Genomic DNA, 2,400 nt, shown 5'->3' with positions numbered 1-2,400 from the left:
AGTTCGCCGGCCGGGCCTGCTACCAGAGCTGGTCCAAGCCCAATCCGCGCACCGCCGCCAACGCCGACTACCTGAAGCACCTCATCGACGTCGGGCATCTGGCGGTGCTCGAACACGCCAGCGTGAGCTTCTACATCACCGGGATCTCCCGGTCATGCGCCCACGAGATGATCCGGCACCGGCACCTGTCCTTCTCCGAGCTGTCGCAGCGCTACGTGCCGGACGCCGACGCCGACGTCGCCGTCCCGCCCGACATCGCCGACGACCCGGAACTGCAACGGCTTTTCCTGGCTGCGACCGACGCCAGCCGTGCGAGCTATCTCGAGCTGCTCACCGGGCTGGAAGCCACGATCGCGGACTCCCCCGGCGCGGTGCTGCGGCGCAGACAGGCGCGTCAGGCCGCCCGAGCGGTGCTGCCCAACGCCACCGAGACCCGCGTCGTCGCGACCGGCAACTACCGGGCCTGGCGGCATTTCATCGCGGTCCGCGCCAGTGAGCACGCCGACGTCGAGATCCGCCGGCTGGCCATCGCGTGCCTGCGGCGGCTCGCCGACCTCGCGCCGGCGGTGTTCGGCGATTTCCAGATCGCCGGCCTGGCCGACGGCACCGAGGTTGCGACCAGCCCGTTGGCCACCGAAGCCTGATCCGCTGCTTGCGGGTTCGCCAGGTATCCTCGGGACCGTGAGCACCAGCGGATTCGACGCCCGAACGCAGCTGGGCACCGTGCTGACCGCGATGGTGACCCCGTTCGGTCCCGACGGGTCGGTCGACACCGATACCGCTGTCAGTCTGGCGAACCGTCTCGTCGACGCCGGTTGTGACGGTCTGGTGCTCTCCGGCACCACCGGCGAGTCGCCGACCACCGCGGATTACGAGAAGCTCACGCTGCTGCGGACGGTGGTGGAAGCGGTGGGTGACCGAGCCCGCATCATCGCCGGCGCCGGCAGCAACGACACGGAGCACAGCGTGCGGCTGGCGGAGGCCTGTGCCGGGGTGGGCGCACACGGGCTGATGGTGGTTACGCCGTACTACTCCCGGCCGTCGCAGGCCGGGTTGCTGGCGCATTTCACCGCCGTGGCCGATGCCGCCGAGTTGCCGGTGCTGCTCTACGACATCCCGGCCCGCTCGGGCGTGCCGATCGACCCCGACACCATCTTCGAGCTGGCGTCACACCCGAACATCGTCGGTATCAAGGACGCGAAGGGTGATCTGCACGCCGGCACCCAGATCATGGCCGAAACGGGCCTGGCCTACTACTGCGGGGACGATGCGCTGAACCTGCCCTGGCTGGCGATGGGCGCCACCGGATTCATCAGCGTGATCTCCCACTTCGTGGCCGGTCAGCTCCGCGAAATGATGACCGCCTTCGCCTCCGGGGACGTGGCCACCGCACGCAAGATCAACATCTCGATCGCCCCGCTGTGCAATGCCATGGCTCGCACCGGCGGGGTGACCTTTGTCAAGGCCGGCCTGCGGCTGCAGGGCTTCGATGTCGGTGATCCCCGGCTGCCGCAGGTGCCCGCCACCCCGGCACAGATCGAGGAGCTGGCCGTCGATATGCGGACCGCGTCGGTACTGCTGAGCGCCGGTGAGTGACGACCTCAAAACACCGGGGCCGCTGACCGCCGGCGGCCTGCGGGTCACCGCGCTGGGCGGCATCAACGAAATCGGCCGCAACATGACCGTTTTCGAACACCTGGGCCGGCTGTTGATCATCGACTGCGGGGTGTTGTTCCCCGGCCATGACGAGCCCGGCGTCGACCTCATCCTGCCGGATCTGCGCCACATCGAAAACCGGCTCGACGACATCGAGGCACTGGTGTTGACCCACGCCCACGAGGACCATATCGGGGCGATCCCGTTTCTGCTCAAGCTGCGGCCCGACATCGAAGTCGTCGGCTCGAAGTTCACCTTGGCCCTGGTCGCCGCGAAGTGCCGTGAGCACCGCCTCAAACCGGTGTTCCGGGAGGTGACCGAGGGCCAGCGCAGCACCCACGGCGTCTTCGAATGTGAATACTTCGCCGTCAACCACTCCGTCCCGGACGCGCTGGCCATCGCCGTGCGCACCGGTGCCGGCACCGTCCTGCACACCGGAGACATCAAGCTCGACCAGCTGCCGCCCGACGGGCGCCCCACCGACCTGCCCGGCATGTCGCGACTCGGTTCAAGACTCGATGGAGCCGGGGTGGACCTTCTCCTGTGCGACTCGACCAACGCCGAGGTCCCCGGCGTCGGGCCCAGTGAAAGCGAAGTCGGCCCCACCCTGCACCGGCTGATCCGGGGGGCCGACGGGCGGGTGATCATGGCATGCTTCGCCTCCAACGTGGACCGGGTGCAGCAGATCATCGACTCGGCGGTGGCGTTGGGACGGCGGGTCTCATTCGTCGGCCGATCAATGGT

Annotated in this window: 3 protein-coding genes; all 3 read left to right on the top strand. The window is 68.5% G+C overall.

All coding sequences use genetic code 11. From position 1 onward, the window contains the following. Positions 1–644, top strand: a 644-nt coding sequence (gene thyX, locus AC2VON_RS03380; RefSeq protein ID WP_486951678.1) for an FAD-dependent thymidylate synthase, incomplete at its 5' end; no start/stop codon positions are given. 37 nt (positions 645–681) lie between these two features. Then, complete coding sequence (gene dapA, locus AC2VON_RS03375) at positions 682–1,596, top strand: 4-hydroxy-tetrahydrodipicolinate synthase (protein ID WP_486951677.1); 915 nt, start codon at positions 682–684, stop codon at positions 1,594–1,596. Continuing rightward, a partial coding sequence (locus AC2VON_RS03370) for a ribonuclease J (protein WP_486951676.1) occupies positions 1,589–2,400 on the top strand: 812 nt, incomplete at its 3' end. The genes dapA and AC2VON_RS03370, both read left to right, overlap by 8 nt.

The organism is Mycobacterium sp. TH-M82, from assembly GCF_057473605.1.
The sequence above is the reverse complement of the archived record's forward strand: the minus strand, read 5'-3'. Positions and strand labels throughout refer to the sequence as shown.